Below are 16,896 nucleotides of genomic sequence, written 5' to 3' on the forward strand. Positions count from 1 at the left end.
ACGGAACCGGTGTTTGATCAAGAATTCAGTTTAACTGTTTTGGCCAGCCCTCTGTAAGGCCTAGCAAAAACTAGTTATAGACCATAACGCAAGCATTAGTAAACCATGACCACGGCGCTAGAGGCATTACCCGAGAAAATCGACCAGTGGGCCCGCGAGCTGGGCTTCAGTGCGGTGGGCATAACCCGCCCGGACACTGGTGTGCACGCCCAGCGGCTGCAGCAGTGGCTGGAGGCGGGTATGCAGGGCCAGATGACCTGGATGGGCGACCATGGCGACAAGCGTTACAATCCCACCTCACTGGTGCCCGGCACGGAACGTGTCATTTCGTTAAGAATGGACTATCTGCCGGCGCCGGACAGCCCGGCGGAGGTTCTTCAGGACCGGGAAAAGGCCTACATCTCCCGCTATACCCTCGGCAGGGACTATCACAAGCTGATCCGCAAGCGGCTTTCACAACTGGCAAAGCGTATCGACGAAGAACTGGAAGGCCACCACTACCGGGCCTTCACCGACAGCGCACCGGTGATGGAGCGGGCCCTGGCCCAGCGGGCCGGTCTGGGGTGGATCGGCAAGAACACCATGCTGCTGGCCCCCACCGTCGGCTCGTTTTTCTTTCTCGGGGAAATCTTCACCAGTGCCCCCCTCCCCGAGACAGCCCCCTTTGAGAAAGAACACTGCGGGAGCTGCTCAGCCTGCCTTGACCGCTGCCCGACCGATGCCTTTGTCGGCCCCCACGTGCTGGATGCCCGCAAGTGCATCAGTTACCTGACCATCGAACTCAAGGGGTCGATACCGGAGGAGTTGCGGCCGCTGATGGGCAATCGTGTGTTCGGCTGCGACGACTGCCAGCTGGTATGCCCCTGGAACAAGTTCAGCAAGCCCAGTGCGGAGGATGATTTCCAGCCCCGACACAGTCTGGACAACACGACCCTGGCGGAGCTGTTCCTGTGGTCGGAAGAGGAATTCCTGAAGCGGACGGAGGGTTCGGCGATTCGTCGCACCGGGTATGAGGGCTGGCTGCGCAACCTGGCCGTCGGCCTGGGAAACGCCCCTTCGACCATCCCCGTCATCGAAGCACTGAAGGCCCGGGCCGATCACCCCTCCGAGCTGGTCCGGGAACATGTTCACTGGGCCCTGAATCAACACAACGCAGTCCACTGATACATCATCCCCGACAGCCCACGCCCAAAGTCAGCAGGGGCGAGCATGGGGTGAGGCTTCTGGACTTTCGCAGCAGCGCCATGGATGGCGCGGAGCAAGGCCGGCCCATGGATGGGCCGTGAATTGCGGCGGAGAAAGTCCGGAAGCCTCACCCCATGATTGCCCTGGACCACCCAGGTTAAGGCCTGCAATCCAATCAAACTGAGTGTCTGACCGGCCGGCTGGAGGGAGGGGTACTTTCTCCACCGCAATTCACGGTAGTCCCTTTACCGGCCTTGCTCCGCGCCATCCATGGCGCTGTTCCGAAAGCACCCCTCCCTCCATCCGGCCTCACCATTCAGCACGGTTGAAGCACGGTGCATGGCCGGTCAACGTTACTGATTACAGCTTGAAAAACGTCTCACGGTAGTGCTGCAGTTCGGCGATGGACTCCCGGATATCATCCAGGGCCAGGTGGGCGCCCTTCTTTTTCACGCCATCCAACACCTCCGGCCGCCAGCGCCGGGCCAGCTCCTTGATGGTGCTCACGTCCAGGTTACGGTAATGGAAAAAGGCTTCGAGGCGGGGCATGTACTTCACCAGGAAGCGCCGGTCCTGGCCGATGCTGTTGCCGCACAGGGGAGACTGACCCTTTTCCAGGTACTGGGCCAGAAAATTCAGGGTCTGGTCTTCCGCTGCTTTCTCTGAAATCGGACTCTCCTGTACACGCTTAGTCAGCCCGCTCTCACCGTGGGTCCGCGTACACCACTCATCCATGGCCTCGAGGATATCGTTGCTCTGGTGAACGGCCAGCACCGGGCCTTCGGCGACCACTTTGAGATTCGAGTCCGTCACAATGGTGGCAATCTCGATAATCCGCTCCTTCTCCGGATCCAGCCCGGTCATTTCCAGATCGATCCATACCAGTCGGTCGTTATCCACCATTGCTGTATCTCCCGTCATCAAGCGTCACAAGGTCTGATATGATGAAGCATAGCCACTTCCATAACAATCAGGACTCTATGGCCAAGCGTCGACTCAGCAAGCAGCAACAGCACCGTATCCGCAAGATCCAGGAGGAACGGGCAACCCGGGCCGGCAAACGGGAGAAGGTCATCGACGCGCAAAGGGAAGCCGGCGAGCTGGGGCCAGAGCAGCAGGGCCTGGTGATCGCCCACTACGGCCAGCAACTGGATGTTGAGGCACTGGAGGGGGAGCAGGCGGGACAACTGTTCCGTTGCTTCGTTCGCGCCAATATCGACAGCCTGGTGACCGGCGACCGGGTGGCCTGGTGCGCCGGGCAGGGAAGCGCCGGTGTGATCGTTGCCCGCCATGACCGCCACAGCCTGCTGCAGCGACCGGACAACTTTGGCCAGCTCAAGCCGGTTGCCGCCAACATTGACCACATCGTACTGGTGATCGCCCCGGAACCGGAGCCCCACGACAGCCTCATCGACCGCTACCTGGTCGCCGCCGAGAACACCGGAATTCCTGCCGTCATCCTGCTGAACAAGGCAGACCTGATTACGGACGCCAACAGGGGCTCCCTGAACGCCCTGCTCGACCGGTACCGGCACCTGGGCTACGACGTTGTCACGGCCTCCGCCCGCAACCCCGAAAGCCACGGCAATACCATCACGGAGCTGGTGCAGGATCGGACAAGTGTGTTTGTGGGTCAGTCCGGGGTTGGCAAGTCCTCCATTATCCAGACCCTGGTACCGGACCGGGAGCTGAAGGTCGGTGCCCTTTCCGAAAGCACCGGCAAGGGCACCCATACGACGACCACTGCGATGCTGTTCCATCTCGACTGTGGGGGCGACCTGATCGACTCCCCGGGCATCCGCGAGTTCGGGTTGTGGCACATGACAGCGCAGGAACTGGAGTATGGCTTTCGGGAAATCCGCGATCTGACCGGGCTTTGCCGCTTCCGGGACTGCCGCCATCAGGGCGAGCCGGGCTGTGCTCTGGATGCGGCGGTGGAGGCAGGCCGGATCAGCCCCGAGAGACTGCGGAGCTTCCGGAGAATCCTGCAGGACATGGAGGAACAACAGGCAAGGGGCCTGAAGGTCACCTGACGGAACGCCACCTGCAAGCCATTACCAGTTCAGCTCGCCCGGCTGGACCGGCTCCTTCTCCTGCCCCCAGTCGCCGCTCTCCAGCTGCTCCCGCGCCGCTTCCTGCTCTGCCTCGGTGGGCTGGGTCAGGTCAATCAGCGGCTCGCCGGACCGGCCCGCACGGCCCTGTATCTCGCCGGCGGCCTTCTTGTTCAGCACAATGATGGAGATGCGCCGGTTTACCGGAGCAGTGGGGTCGTCCTGGTCAAACAACACCGAGTCGGCCAGGCCAACCACCCGGCCGATCTGTTCCGGGCGCACACCGCCGGCCACCAGGGCACGACGGGCGGTGTTGGCCCGGTCTGCGGACAGCTCCCAGTTGGTGTAACCGGGACGCCCACCAAACGGAGTGGCATCGGTATGACCGGTGATGGACAGTTTGTTGGGGACGGAGCCCAGGGGCTTGGCCAGCTCGAACAGGATATCCTGGGAATAGTACTTGAGCTGGGCGCTGCCGCTGTCGAACATGGGGCGCTGGGAGCGGTCAACGATCTGGATGCGAAGGCCCTCGTCGGTAATGTCAATCAGCAGCTGGTCCTTGAACTCGCTCAGGGTCTCACTGTTCTCGATCTGTTCCTTGAGGTCCTGGAACAACTCCTCCATCTGGCGCTGTTCCAACTGTTCGGCCATGGTTTCAATACGCTGGTCATCAATGCGTATCTCATGGTCAGCCTGATCAGCATCACTGGCCTCCACCACCGACGCACTCCCGCCGAGATCCACCGGATTGGCCGCACCGCCTTCCGTATAACCCACCGGGTCTCGGAAGTAACCCTGCACCGCCAGTTTTTGCTCCGGGGTCGCTGTTGCCGTCAGCCACAGGACCAGGAAAAACGCCATCATGGCGGTGGCGAAATCGGCAAACGCAACCTTCCACGAACCTCCGTGGTGGCCGCCGGCGACCTTCTTTACCCGCTTGACGATAATCGGCTGGTCGTCCATTCAGTGCTCCTGTTCAGCCCGACACAGCGGATGGCGAGAAAGAGAAACCATTACTTGGAGCGCACGTGGTCGTTGAGTTCCTGGAACGAGGGCCGTTTATCCGTCGGCAGCGCCTTGCGGCCAAACTCGATGGCCATCTGCGGGGCCTGCCCGGAGACCGTGGCAATGATCGCCGCCTTGGCGCACTCGTAACCCTTGAGCTCATACTTGGCATGATGTTCCAGGGCAATGGACATGGGACCGACGAAGCCGTAACCCATAAAGATACCGAGAAAGGTACCAACCAGGGCTGCCGCAACGCTCAGGCCGATCTTTTCGGGCCCTTCGGTGAGGAAATTCATGGTGATCACGATACCGAGCACCGCCGCAACGATACCAAGGCCCGGCAGGGCGTCTGCAACCTTGTTGACAGCGTGGGCAGGCTCTTCAAGCTCATGCTGGCGGGTATCCAGCTCCTGGTCCATCAGACCCTCCAGCTCATGGGGCGCCATGTTGCCTGAGCTGATGATGCGGAGATAATCGGTAACGAACGCTGTCAGGTGCTTCGACTTCATCACCGCCGGATACCGGGTGAAGATCTGACTCTGTTCCGGGTTGTCGATATCCTCTTCTATCGCCATGACCCCCTGCTTCCGGGACTTGTCGAAGACGTCGTACAACAGGCTCAGCAGATCCATGTAGAACGCCTTGTTGTAGGGCGACCCGGTGATCAGCCTCATGCAGCCCCCGAACACTTCCTTGAGCGTGTGCAGGGGATTGGAAATGATAAAGGCACCCAGAGCGGCACCGAAAATGATCAGCACTTCCGTTGGTTGCCACAACACCATCAAGTGGCCACCGTGCAGTACATAGCCAGTCAGGACGCTGGCCAGGACGATGATAGAACCGATTATCAGACCCATGGAACGCTACTACACCTGTGGTTAAAGCCCAGGCCGTACCACCTGGAAAATTTGGAATGACGTGTCATCATAGCAAGGACATTACGTTCGGGGGGCAATGATAAACCATTTCTACCAACGCGCGATGGTTTGCTAAACTCACGCGCCCAGATCCTTACAGGCCCACGATTCATGCTTGACCGGCTATTTGTACTTGTCCAATACGTCCTGCCCCACCGCCTGGTTTCCACCCTGGCGGGCAAGCTCGCGGACAGCCGGCCCCCCGCGGCTCTGAAGAACGCCTTCATTCGCTGGTTTATCGGCCGCTACGGAGTAAACATGAGCGAAGCGGCGGACGAAAATCCGGAAAGCTACCAGACGTTCAACGATTTCTTCACCCGCGCACTCAAACCCGGTCTTCGTCCCCTTGCCGGAACCGAGGCCACCATCGCCTCTCCGGTGGACGGCGCCATCAGCCAGGCGGGGCGGATCGGCTGCGACCGCGTCTTCCAGGCCAAGGGCCACTCCTTCAGCCTGGTGGATCTGCTCGGGGGTGACCACGACCGGGCGCGCCCCTTCGAGGACGGCGAGTTCGCCACGATCTATCTGGCGCCCAAGGACTACCACCGCATCCATATGCCGCTGACGGGCAGGCTGCTGGAGATGGTCCACGTGCCTGGGCGCCTCTTCTCCGTCAATCCGGTCACGGTATACCGGCTGCCGGGCCTGTTCGCCCGCAACGAGCGGGTGGTGTCAATTTTCGAGACGGAATACGGTCCCATGGCCATGGTACTGGTGGGTGCCATGATTGTCGGCAGCGTGGAAACCCGATGGGGCGGTATCGTCTCACCCACCGGCGGACCGAGGCAGGTCACCTCCTCCGATTACCGCCACGTGCAGACGCCCATTCAGTATCAGCGGGGGGAGGAAATGGGCCGCTTCCGGCTGGGCTCCACCGTGATCCTCGTGTTCCCGAAAGGAGCTGCCCGCTGGCAGGGCGATCTCGGTCCTGAAACCGTCCTTCGCCTGCATCAGGCCATGGGCGAGGCTCAGGCGAGCTCTGCCGGAAACGCCAGCACCTGACGGATATCGTCGGCACCCTGCTTAAGCATCAGCAGGCGGTCCAGTCCCAGAGCCACCCCTGAGCAATCGGGCAGGCCTGCCGCCAACGCCGCCAGAAAGCGTTCGTCCACCGGCATCTCCGGCTTGCCAAGCGCCAGGCGGCGCGCATTGTCCTGCTCGAACCGACGACGCTGCTCGCTGGGATCGGTCAGCTCCCAGAAGCCATTACAAAGCTCCACACCCTTCACATAGAGCTCGAACCGGTGAGCCACCTCGTGACCGTCCACCAGGGTGGTTCTCGCCAGTGCGGCCTGACTGGCGGGATAGTGACAGATAAAGACCGGCGACCGGTGACCCAGCTCCGGCTCCACCCGTACGCCCATCAGCAGATCGAGGCACTCATCCCGGCTCAGGCCTTCCGCCGTGGCTTCGTCACCAACAATGCCCAGGCAGGTGCTGCGCAACGCCGACAGGGAGACGGTAAACGGATCCACCCCGGCATGGCGCAGCATGGCGTCACGGTAGCTCAGGGTTTCCGGTGGTGGGGCGCCGAGCCAGCCGCAAACGAGCTCGGCCACTTCCGCCATCAGCTGCCGGTCGTCAAAGCCGGGCCGATACCATTCCAAGAGGGAAAACTCCGGATTGTGGCGGGCACCCCGTTCGCCATTGCGGAAAACGCGACTGACCTGAAAGATGCTGCCGCTGCCGGAAGCCAGCAGGCGCTTCATGTGGTATTCAGGCGAGGTCTGCAGCCAGCCGCTTCCCACGGCCTGGTCCGCCACCGGCAGGGCCCGGGCCTGGACACTGTCGATATTGACGTCGGTGACGCCACACTGCCCCAGCACCGGCGTCTCCACCTCCAGCACTCCCCGATCCGCAAAAAAGCCGCGCACCCAGCCTGACTGGCGTGCGCGGCTCTCAAGCATCTCGCGGGTGGCGGTGGGACACCATGAGCGGTCGCCCGGTTCACGGCTCCCACGCAAAACCATGAAGTGCCCCTTACCTCAGCTCTTGACGCGGCTGACGTAGTCGCCGGTGCGGGTATCCACTTTCAACACCTCGCCAATGGTAATGAACAGCGGCACCTGGACCACGGCCCCGGTGGACAGGGTCGCCGGCTTGGAGCCGCCCTGGGCGGTATCGCCCTTCATGCCGGGATCGGTATCAACCACTTCCAGTTCCACGAAATTCGGTGGCGTGACACTCAGCGGCGCGCCGTTGTAAAGGGTTACGGTGTAAACGTCCTGTTCCTTCAGCCACTTCACCGTATCGCCCACGGCTTTCGCGTCGGCGGGATACTGTTCGAAAGAGCCATCAGTCTTCATGAAGTGCCAGAACTCGCCATCCGTATACAGGTATTCCATATCCTGATCCAGCACGTCCGCGGCTTCGAGGGTCTCGCCGGACTTGAAGGTACGCTCCCACTGGCGGTTGGTCATCAGGTTACGCAGCTTTACGCGGTTGAACGCCTGACCCTTTCCGGGTTTGACGAACTCATTCTCGAGGATGATGCAGGGGTCGCCATCCAGCAAAACCTTAAGACCGCTGCGGAATTCATTGGTAGAATATGAAGCCATGAAACACTCACCTGAAAAGACGCTGTGGGAAATTGAAAGACCGCTATGATACAGCGAACCGCCGCCCGTATAGAAGCCCGCTCCCTGGATAATGAGCCTGAGCGCTGGCAAACCCTGCTGGCCCGCTCCATTACCAGCCCCGAGCAGCTCCTTCAGCGGCTGGGACTCGATTCCAGCCTGCTGACCGAGGGCGCAGTCCCCGGCCACCGGGCTTTCCCGGTGAGAGTGCCCGAACCCTGGCTGGCCCGCATCCGCCCCGGCGACCCGTCCGACCCCCTGCTGCGGCAGGTCCTGCCGCTGGCCGAGGAAGGCGAGCACCGGGCCGGCTTTGTCGCGGACCCACTGCGGGAAACCGGTGTCACAGCCGATGCCGGGCTGATTCGCAAGTACCGCAGCCGCGCCCTGCTGATGGTGACCGGCCAGTGCGCCATCAACTGCCGCTACTGCTTCCGGCGTCACTTTCCCTACGAGGAGCACCGGCTCTCCCCCGCTCAGCGGGAGGAGGTTATCACCCGGCTGAGGGCGGACCCGGACATCAACGAGGTCATATTCAGCGGCGGCGACCCTCTGGCCGTAAACGACCGCCTGCTTGCCGCGTGGACGGCCGCCATCGCGACCATTCCAACCATCAGGCGGCTTCGTATCCATACACGGCTGCCGGTGGTCATACCCCAGCGGGTGGACGAGCAACTCCTGGCCTGGCTCCGGGACTGTCCCCTGCCGGTGGTGATGGTTGTGCACATCAATCATCCCCAGGAGATCGACGACGACGTTCGCGACGCCATGGCGCGCCTGAAGTCGGCGGGTGTCACGCTGCTGAACCAGAGCGTCATCCTGCGGGGCGTCAACGATGCTGTGGATATCCTGGAGCAGTTAAGTGAACGGCTTTTCGGAGCGGGCATCCTGCCCTACTACCTGCACGCTTTCGACCCGGTGGCCGGCGCCCATCATTTCGACGTCAGTGACAGGGAGGCCAGAACCATGGTGCGGACGCTGCAGGCCCGACTGCCCGGATACCTGGTACCGAGGCTGGTCCGGGAAGTACCCGGTCACCCCGGCAAGACCCTGCTTGACCTGGGCATGGAATAGCTCCCGGCCTTGAGTTCAGTCAATGACATGGCACGCGGCAGGTTACGACCCGCTCGCTTTCTGTTACCCTTTTTTGCTATTTTATGATCAGTAAACGGCCAACCTACAACAATTTGCAATCCCGGCAGTTCCCCAAGGGCGGCATGCCCCTGATGAAAGTGCGCGTTTTGATCCGGAGCACACATTTCCGATCCAGCCCCTCGCCGGCCTGAGAACCATGGTACAACTGGTAGAAAGAATGCAGAAACCCGAACTGACCGTACCGGAACCCAAAATTGCCAGCCTGTCCTTCTGTGACACCAACACCAGGCAGTTCCGTAGCTGGGTCAGCCACCTGCCCATGGCGAACCTTGGCGAGCTTTCGCGGCAGCTCTACCATGCCATCATCGAGCTCAACCAGTTGCTCACCACCCCGGCCCAGCGACTCCAGCTGCTGGAACTGATCCGCCCCCGGATCCGCTTTGTGTGCTCGGAGCTGTCCCGCCACTATCTGGGTATGGCCATTGCCCTGCCGGAAAAGCAGCGCAAGATCGCCAACCTCTCCCAGGCCCTGCAGCTTCACCTGGCTAACGGCTACAAGCTGACCCTGATGGAGTTGCTGGACAATGGCAGCGTTGACCGCAACCGCAAAAATCTGGCCCTGGCCTGTCACCGGGCCATTACCGAGCTGGGCGCCACCCTGCTTCGTGCCCAGCAGCTCTATGCCTCCAGTCCCGCCGGCAGCTGGCACGAAAGTCATCAGCTGTTCCGCTTTGCCCGCCAGCATGGTCTCCAGGACAGCCAGATTGCGGATGACGAACTCCAGCACCGGGCCGGCTCGACCATTGCCGATACCTATTACCGCAGCCTGTTGCTGGGATGTGCCCGGGCGAACCAGTTGCGTCAGAATGAACTGGAACAGGTCCATGAGCTGTTCGAGCTCTGGTCAGGACGGGTTACCTGTGGACCGGAACTGACTAGCTCGGCGGTTTTCCTGGTGGATCCGGACAGCGACAGCCCGCCCGTCTACCGGGCCCTGGTTCCGGACGACGACAGCAAGCACCAGTGGGGTTTCGACACCGCATCCCTGGCCGAGGAAATCCGGGAACACCTTCACCTGCAGGGCGGTACCCGTGAAACCGCGGGCGGCAGCCGACGCAGAAGCAGCGGCGCGAGAACCACGACACTGCCGCTGGTGGCCGGCGTCAGCGACACCCTGCTGGCCCATCTGTGCGAAGCCTTTACCCTGCTCACCCAGCGCAACTTCAACCGCCTCGCCAGTGAAGGGCAGCTGGAAGTCTGCGCCGGCCTGACGGCCGTGCATTACTTCCTGGCCGGTGGAACGCCCTTCAACGAGTTCGTGATCGGCAGTGGCAATACCGAAAATCGGTTCATGCAGCCCGTAAACCGAGATGCCTGGTCGGAAGCGCACGACGCCGGGGTCTCCGACGAGAAAATCCTGGCCAACACCGATGCCCCCATCCATTACCAGGGCGCAGGCACCCCGGCGGACAGCGCCCAGCATCGTAACCTGCCCCGCTCGTACCTGACCCGCATGGTGAACACCAGCCCCGGGGGCTATTGCGTGATCTGGAGCGCCAGTATTCCGCCCACCCTTCAGGCGGGCGAGATCCTCGGCATTCGTGAACAGCGCAATCACCCCTGGAGCGTGGCCCTGGTGCGCTGGCTGAAACAGGCCAAGGGAGAGGGCACCCGTGTAGGCATTGAAGTGATCGCACCCAATGCCACACCCTGTGGCGTGCAACTGATCCAGAAAACCGGCAACAGCAGCGAGTTCCTGCGGGGACTTCTGTTACCGGCGATACCGGGCGTCCGGCAGAGCGCCAGCCTGGTGACCCCGAAACTTCCCTTCCAGAGCGGCAGCCGCATCACCCTGTTACAGGGGGGCGTTCAGGATCAGGGTGTGCTGGGCCAGCGTCTGGCGGCCACGGGCAGTATCAGCCAGTTCGAGCTTCGTCTCTACAACCAGACGAATGAGGGCGATACAGGCGCAGTCCGGGCCGCGCCACAAAGCAAGACCGAAGATGAGTTCGACTCTCTCTGGCCCAGCCTGTAAAACCTTCACCGCAAGCCTTCGGTGCCCATCCCGCCCTGAAGAGGGACGGGCATTTTCCGGCTTGCTCAGCGGATTCCGAAAATGCGCGCCAGCTCCCGCTACGACCATGGCAGGCTTGTTATTGAGGGGGTTCCGCTGCATCATTCACCGCTAAGGACAGCAAGGCGTCCCGGACCTGACTGGACTCCGGCCACCGACCCGCCAACCAAGGGAATGCCATACGAAGACCACCGTGCCCTGTTGCGAGGCACCAGAAAGACAGCGAGACCGTCAGCGCATGCAGAAGCATAAGAGCACCGTCCACCTCCTGATCATGGATCCCTCCCAGAACGATGCGGAGTCACTGGTCAGCCTGCTGAGGAATTCAGGACGAGCCACCCGCGCGCACCGGGTTACCTCGGAGGAAGATCTCGACGAGGCCATCCGCACCGGCCAATGGGACCTTTTCCTGGCCCGGGACGCGGAGAGCGACTTCATCCCCGACGATGCCCTGGCAATCATCCGCCGACTCGACAAGGATATTCCCTTCGTCCTGCTGACCGAGACGGACGACCCTGACCGGGCCCTTGCCGCCATGAAGGCGGGCGCCCAGGACACTGTCCCGGCCAGGGAAACCGAACGCCTGATGCTGGTCATCCGCCGGGAGCTGGCCAGCCTGGACGAACGCCGCCGCCGCCGGATTCTCGAATCCCATCTGCGGGAGGCGGAGCAACGCTGCCAGCTGCTGCTGGAAAGCTCGAAGGACGCCATTGCCTACGTCAACGACGGCATGCACATCTATGCCAACTATGCCTACATGGATTTTCTGGGTTACGACGACCTGGACGAACTGATGTGCATTCCCCTGCTGGACACCCTCGCGCCCCAAAGCCAGGATGAGTTAAGGAAGTTCATGAAGGCCTTCTCGGAAACCGGGGAGGACGGCATGAAACTGAACTGCGTGGCCCGGCGCAGTGACGACCAGGATATCAATATCACCATGACGGTATCCGCCGCCACCTACGACGGCGAAGCCTGTGTGCAGGTGGTGATCCAGCCGGAACGCAATGATGTGGAGCTGCAGGAAAAAATCCGCGAGATCAGCAACCAGGACCTCCTGACTGGCCTCTACAACCGGCAGCACCTGATGGAGCGACTCACCAGCACGATTGCCACCGCTGGCGAGAAAAACGAAACTGGTGCCCTGGCCTACATCGGCATCGACCGTTTCGCCACCCTCAAGAATGAGCTGGGCATCGCCGTGACGGACCTGTTGCTGCGGGACCTTGCCGCTCTGCTGGAAAAGCATACCGAAGAAGACATGGTACTGGCGCGACTGAGCGACGATGCCTTCTGCCTGCTGGCCCTGCCCTATGAGGAGCAGTCCATGGCCCGGCTTGCGGAGACCATCCGCAAAGCGGTGGAGGATCACCTGTTCGATATTGAGGGCCGTTCCGCCCAGATGACGGTTTCCATCGGTGTTGCCGCCATCACCGAGAACGCCCCCAAGGCTCCGGACCTTCTCGGGCGTGTCCATACCGCCCACGCCGCGGTCCGCAAGCAGCCGGGTCACGAGAACGGAAATGGTGTAGTGGTCTACAATCCGGCGGAGTATGAGAAGCTGGACGATGCCAATTCCCTGGACGCCATCACCAAGGCACTGGAGGAAAACCGCTTCCGGCTCCTGTTCCAGCCCATTATCAACCTGCGGGGCGAGGGCGAGGAGCATTACGAGGCGCTGGTCCGGATGCTGGACATGGACGGCAAGGAGGTTTCCCCCTATGACTTCCTGCCCCCCGCCGGTCCGTCCGACATGGCCACCCGAATCGACCGCTGGGTAGTCCTGCAGACCATCAAGCAGCTTTCCCATCACCGGAGCCGGGGCCACGATACCCGTCTGTTCCTGAACGTGACCTCTGAAACCCTGCAGGACAGAACGTTTACCCAGTGGCTCAGCGTTGCCCTCAAGGCCGCCAGGCTACCCGGCGACTCACTGATCTTCCAGGTAAGGGAAGGCGATGCCAACAGTCACCTGAAGCAGGCCCGGGAATTCGCCAGTTCCATTCGCGAGCTTCACTGCAAGGTCTCGCTGTCGCAATTCGGCTGTGCTCTCAATCCGTTCAACACGCTCAAGCACGTGGATGTGGACTACGTGAAGATCGACGGCTCCTTCACCGAGGAAATCCAGAAAAACGAAGAAGCCAAGGATCAGGTCAAGGAGATGGTCCAGTCACTGCAGAGCAGCGGCAAGCTGACCATTATTCCACTGGTGGAGAACGCGTCGGTTCTGGCCACCCTCTGGCAGGCGGGAGTGAACTACATTCAGGGTTACTACCTGCAGGCGCCCGTGCCGGAAATGAACTACGACTTCGGCGATCAGTAAGATCGCCCCCTTCCCCCGACCCGTGGTCTCGCCGGAGTGATTATTCCGGCGAGACCAGACGGGCTTCGCTTTCACGGTAACCGATAAGATAGAGGATGGCATCCAGCCCCAGGGTTGAAATGGCGTGCCGGGCGGATTCCTTGACCAGCGGCTTGGCCCGGAAGGCCACGCCCAGTCCGGCCTGACTCAGCATGGGCAGATCATTGGCGCCGTCACCCACCGCAATCACCTGCTCCCGGGAAATCTTTTCCCGCTGGGCGATCTCAAGCAGGAGACTGGCCTTGCGGTCGCCGTCCACAATGGGGCCGGCGACCCGGCCGGTCACCTTGCCATCCACGATTTCCAGTTCGTTCGCATAAACGTAGTCAATGCCAAGCCGTTCCTGGAGATGCCGGGCAAAGTAATTGAAACCACCGGAGAGAATGGCCGTGCGATAGCCCAGGGAGCGCAATGTGCGGATCAGGTACTCGGCGCCCTCGGTCATCCTCAGGCGCCCGGCGATCCGCTCCAGTACCGACTCATCGAGCCCCCTGAGCAGTGCCAGCCGTTCCGCGAAGCTCTCACTGAAGTCCAGCTCACCCCGCATGGCCCGCTCGGTGATCTCGGAAACCTGCTCACCGACGCCGGCCTCGTGAGCCAGCTCATCAATGACCTCGGCCTCGATCAGGGTGGAGTCCATATCGAAGACCACCAGCCGGCGGTTACGCCGGAAGATGGAGTCCTCCTGGAAAGCGATATCCACGTTCATGTCCCCGGCGATTTTCAGGAAATCCGTACGCAGCCGCTCAAGGTCTTCCGGGGTACCCCGGACCGAGAATTCCACACAGGCGATGCGGTTCTCGGACGGGTTCAGGGAGGGACGAGCGGACAACCGGGAGATGTTGTCGATATTGAGTCCGTGGCGCGCGGTAATTTCCGACACCCGGGCAATCTGCTCCGCCTTGATATCCCGGGACAGCAGGGTAACGATGTAACAGGCCCGGTTGCGGCCTTCAGCCCACTGCTGGTACTCGGTCTCGGTGATGGGCGCAAACCGCACCTGCAGGTCCAGGGCATGGAGCCTGAACAGCAGGTCCCTGATGACCGGTGAGGCCCTGGACTCATCTGGAATCTCCGCCAGGATGCCCCAGGTCAGGTGGTCATGGATAACGGCCTGGCCAATATCCAGGATTCGGACATTGTACCGGCCCATGATGCCGGTAATCTCGGAAGTGAGCCCGGGCTTGTCACGCCCGGACACATTGATCAGAACCAGTTCACTCACCGTTGTCTTCTCCACCGGCCTCTTGCACACTGCCTTTCGCAGCGATTACATCAATGTCGTCCACCCGCTGCAGCCCCCGGGGCAGCTTATGGCCACGACGGCCACGTTCACCCAGGTAATGCTCAAGGTCACTGAAGCGTAGTCCAAGTTTACGCTTGCCGGCACGGATCTCGAGCTGATCGTCTTCGCCAAACACCGTCAGCACCACCATGAACTCTTCCCGGTTCTGAACCCGGGCGGAGGGAATACCGATGATCTTGTTGCCCTTGCCCCGGCCAAGCTCGGGCAACTGCTCCAGGGGGAATACCAGCATTCGGCCCTCGTTGGAGATGGCGGCCAGGTACAGCGGCTGATCCCGGCGGGGAATGGAGACCGGCTCCATCAGTCTGGCTCCCTTGGGAATGGTCACAACCGACTTGCCGTTACGGTTCTTGCTGATCAGGTCCGCCACACTGGCCACGAAACCATAGCCGGCGTCCGTGGCCAGCAGCACTTTCTGTTCCGGATCCGCCACCATCAGGCCGGCGAACGCCGCCCCCGAAGGCGGATTGATCCGGCCCGTCAGCGGCTCGCCCTGCCCCCGTGCCGACGGCAGACTGTGGCACATCAGCGAGTAGGCGCGACCGGTGGAGTCCAGGAACACCGCGTGCTGGTTGTTCCGCCCCCGCGCCGCCAGGGCAAACTGGTCGCCGGCCTTGTAGCTCAGGCCGGCGGGATCGATGTCGTGACCCTTGGCGGCACGTACCCAGCCCTTCTCCGACAGGACCACGGTAACGGGGTCGTTGGAAACCAGATCCGCCTCGCTGAAGGCCCGGGCCTCTTCCCGCTGGACAATGGGGGAGCGGCGGTCATCACCGTAGGTCTCGGCGTCGGCCAGCAGCTCCTGTTTGATAAGCTCCCGCAGGCGGTCCTGTGATCCGAGAATGGCCTGGAGCTCGTCCCGCTCGGCGGAGAGTTCGTCCTGCTCGCCTCGGATCTTCATTTCCTCCAGCTTGGCCAGGTGCCGAAGTTTCAGCTCAAGAATGGCTTCCGCCTGGTCACCGGACAGGCCAAAGCGACTGATCAGCTCTGCCTTGGGCTCGTCCTCGTAACGAATGATGCTGATCACCTCATCAATGTTGAGATAGGCGATCAACAGGCCCTCGAGGAGGTGCAGGCGCGCCAGGACTTTGTCGAGACGGTACTGCAGTCGACGGGTCACGGTGCTGCGGCGATAGGCCAGCCACTCGGTGAGCATGGTGTGGAGGTTCTTGACCGCCGGCCGGCCATCGTTACCAATCACGTTCAGGTTGACCCGGTAGGTTTTCTCCAGGTCGGTGCTGGCAAACAGGTGCGCCATCAGGCCGTCCACATCGACCCGCGACGACCGGGGCACGATGACAAGGCGTGTTGGATTCTCATGGTCCGACTCGTCCCGAAGGTCGGCCACCATGGGCAGCTTGCGGGTCTGCATCTGCTGGGCAATCTGCTCCAGCACCCGGTTGCCGGACACCTGATGGGGCAGATCGGTAATCACGATCTCACCGCTCTCCCGGATCCAGCGAGCCCGCATTCGCAGACTGCCCCGACCGGTCTGGTACATCTGCCGCAGATCACGGCGAGGGGTGATCAGCTCCGCCCCCGTGGGAAAATCCGGCCCCTTGATGTGCTCACACAGTTCGTCGATATCGGCATCTGGCCTGTCCAGCAGGCGCACACAGGCGGCGGTGACCTCACGGACATTATGGGGAGGAATGTCGGTCGCCATACCGACGGCAATGCCCGTGGTGCCGTTGAGCAGCACATGGGGCAGTCGCGCCGGCAGGGTGGAGGGTTCATCCATGGTGCCGTCAAAGTTGGGCACCCAGTCCACCGTACCCTGCCCCAACTCGCTGAGCAGCACTTCGGCAAACCTGGATAGGCGGGACTCGGTGTAACGCATGGCGGCAAATGACTTGGGATCGTCCGGCGAGCCCCAGTTGCCCTGCCCGTCCACCAGTGGATAACGGTAGGAAAATGGCTGCGCCATCAGCACCATGGCTTCATAACAGGCACTGTCGCCATGGGGATGGAACTTACCCAGGACATCGCCCACGGTGCGGGCCGACTTCTTGTATTTGCTGGTGGATTTCAGACCCAGCTCGGACATGGCGTATATGATCCGCCGCTGCACCGGTTTGAGGCCGTCCCCGACATTGGGCAGAGCCCGGTCGAGGATGACGTACATGGAGTAGTCCAGGTAAGCCTTCTCGGTGTAATCCCGCAGCGATACCCGCTCAAAGCCTTCGTCCGTTGTCTGAAACTCTGGCATGCATGCCCCTTGCTATAGGAATGAATTCACAAATGAACCCTCTGCAAATGCGGCGGAATCCCCCCACAGGGGCGTCCGGATGCCAGGATTCAATACTGCTATCAGGCGCGGGACAT

Annotated in this window: 13 protein-coding genes; 6 read left to right on the forward strand and 7 right to left on the reverse strand. The window is 61.7% G+C overall.

Annotation, left to right across the window (positions count from 1 at the left end; genetic code table 11):
• The first annotated feature begins 105 nt into the window (after positions 1 to 105).
• Positions 106 to 1,164 carry a tRNA epoxyqueuosine(34) reductase QueG gene (gene queG / locus BM346_RS05690; RefSeq protein ID WP_092009655.1) on the forward strand — a complete coding sequence of 353 codons (1,059 nt, stop codon included), beginning with the start codon at positions 106 to 108 and terminating at the stop codon, positions 1,162 to 1,164.
• A 381-nt stretch (positions 1,165 to 1,545) separates the two neighbouring features.
• Here the strand turns inward: queG and orn are convergent, their stop codons facing one another.
• The gene (gene orn, locus BM346_RS05695) at positions 1,546 to 2,088 is read right to left on the reverse strand and encodes an oligoribonuclease (protein ID WP_092009657.1); all 543 of its coding nucleotides are present in this window, start codon (positions 2,086 to 2,088) and stop codon (positions 1,546 to 1,548) included.
• Positions 2,089 to 2,165: 77 nt separating this feature from the next.
• Between orn and rsgA the strand changes: the two genes are divergently transcribed.
• Positions 2,166 to 3,218 (forward strand): small ribosomal subunit biogenesis GTPase RsgA, encoded by a 1,053-nt coding sequence (rsgA, locus tag BM346_RS05700; RefSeq protein ID WP_092009659.1) that lies wholly within the window; start codon positions 2,166 to 2,168, stop codon positions 3,216 to 3,218.
• A 21-nt stretch (positions 3,219 to 3,239) separates the two neighbouring features.
• Here rsgA and motB read toward each other — a convergent pair whose 3' ends face one another.
• Both motB and motA read right to left on the reverse strand, forming a co-directional pair.
• Positions 3,240 to 4,199 (reverse strand): flagellar motor protein MotB, encoded by a 960-nt coding sequence (gene motB / locus BM346_RS05705; RefSeq protein ID WP_092009661.1) that lies wholly within the window; start codon positions 4,197 to 4,199, stop codon positions 3,240 to 3,242.
• A 50-nt stretch (positions 4,200 to 4,249) separates the two neighbouring features.
• Positions 4,250 to 5,101: a flagellar motor stator protein MotA gene (motA, locus tag BM346_RS05710; protein WP_092009663.1), complete on the reverse strand. Its 852-nt coding sequence runs from the start codon at positions 5,099 to 5,101 to the stop codon at positions 4,250 to 4,252.
• Positions 5,102 to 5,272: 171 nt separating this feature from the next.
• On the opposite strand from motA, the gene asd reads away from it, so the two are divergent.
• Positions 5,273 to 6,163 (forward strand): archaetidylserine decarboxylase, encoded by an 891-nt coding sequence (asd, locus tag BM346_RS05715; RefSeq protein WP_092009665.1) that lies wholly within the window; start codon positions 5,273 to 5,275, stop codon positions 6,161 to 6,163.
• Here asd and epmA read toward each other — a convergent pair.
• Together epmA and efp are read right to left on the reverse strand one after the other, a co-directional pair.
• Positions 6,130 to 7,131 carry an EF-P lysine aminoacylase EpmA gene (epmA, locus tag BM346_RS05720; protein ID WP_092009667.1) on the reverse strand — a complete coding sequence of 334 codons (1,002 nt, stop codon included), beginning with the start codon at positions 7,129 to 7,131 and terminating at the stop codon, positions 6,130 to 6,132. The genes asd and epmA overlap by 34 nt on opposite strands.
• A gap of 15 nt (positions 7,132 to 7,146) precedes the next feature.
• A complete protein-coding gene (efp, locus tag BM346_RS05725; protein WP_092009669.1) occupies positions 7,147 to 7,719 on the reverse strand; it encodes an elongation factor P in 573 nt (190 codons plus the stop codon).
• A gap of 45 nt (positions 7,720 to 7,764) precedes the next feature.
• On the opposite strand from efp, the gene epmB reads away from it, so the two are divergent.
• From epmB to BM346_RS05740, 3 genes are all read left to right on the forward strand, one after another.
• Positions 7,765 to 8,808, forward strand: coding sequence for an EF-P beta-lysylation protein EpmB (gene epmB / locus BM346_RS05730; RefSeq protein ID WP_092009671.1), 1,044 nt, complete (start codon positions 7,765 to 7,767; stop codon positions 8,806 to 8,808).
• 238 nt (positions 8,809 to 9,046) lie between these two features.
• Positions 9,047 to 10,864 carry a GTPase gene (locus tag BM346_RS05735; protein WP_092009673.1) on the forward strand — a complete coding sequence of 606 codons (1,818 nt, stop codon included), beginning with the start codon at positions 9,047 to 9,049 and terminating at the stop codon, positions 10,862 to 10,864.
• Positions 10,865 to 11,141: 277 nt separating this feature from the next.
• A complete protein-coding gene (locus BM346_RS05740; RefSeq protein ID WP_092009675.1) occupies positions 11,142 to 13,226 on the forward strand; it encodes an EAL domain-containing response regulator in 2,085 nt (694 codons plus the stop codon).
• A 40-nt stretch (positions 13,227 to 13,266) separates the two neighbouring features.
• Here BM346_RS05740 and serB read toward each other — a convergent pair whose 3' ends face one another.
• Positions 13,267 to 14,490 (reverse strand): phosphoserine phosphatase SerB, encoded by a 1,224-nt coding sequence (gene serB, locus BM346_RS05745; protein WP_092009677.1) that lies wholly within the window; start codon positions 14,488 to 14,490, stop codon positions 13,267 to 13,269.
• Positions 14,483 to 16,780, reverse strand: coding sequence for a DNA topoisomerase IV subunit A (gene parC, locus BM346_RS05750; protein WP_092009679.1), 2,298 nt, complete (start codon positions 16,778 to 16,780; stop codon positions 14,483 to 14,485). Before parC ends, serB begins: the two co-directional genes overlap by 8 nt.
• Positions 16,781 to 16,896: the final 116 nt, after the last annotated feature.

This window comes from Marinobacter daqiaonensis, from assembly GCF_900115285.1.
GTDB lineage: Bacteria > Pseudomonadota > Gammaproteobacteria > Pseudomonadales > Oleiphilaceae > Marinobacter > Marinobacter daqiaonensis.